The organism is Neorhizobium alkalisoli (assembly GCF_002968635.1).
Taxonomy (GTDB): Bacteria; Pseudomonadota; Alphaproteobacteria; order Rhizobiales; family Rhizobiaceae; genus Neorhizobium; species Neorhizobium alkalisoli.
In genome coordinates this window covers 1-379 of sequence record NZ_PVBN01000068.1, presented here as the reverse complement: position 1 = coordinate 379, position 379 = coordinate 1, and the positions used below count along the sequence as shown (strand labels likewise).

Here is a 379-nt window from a genome sequence, read left to right as displayed (position 1 = left end):
GCCTTCGCCACCGGTATTCCTCCAGATCTCTACGCATTTCACCGCTACACCTGGAATTCTACCCCCCTCTACGAGACTCTAGCTTGCCAGTTTCAAATGCAGTTCCCAGGTTGAGCCCGGGGATTTCACATCTGACTTAACAAACCGCCTGCGTGCGCTTTACGCCCAGTAATTCCGATTAACGCTTGCACCCTCCGTATTACCGCGGCTGCTGGCACGGAGTTAGCCGGTGCTTCTTCTGCGAGTAACGTCAATTGATGAGCGTATTAAGCTCACCACCTTCCTCCTCGCTGAAAGTGCTTTACAACCCGAAGGCCTTCTTCACACACGCGGCATGGCTGCATCAGGCTTGCGCCCATTGTGCAATATTCCCCACTGC

At 54.1% G+C, this 379-nt stretch carries 1 rRNA gene; it reads right to left on the bottom strand.

Annotated elements, in window-relative coordinates:
* A 16S ribosomal RNA gene (locus tag C5L13_RS28595) occupies nt 1-379 on the bottom strand; the annotation flags it as partial.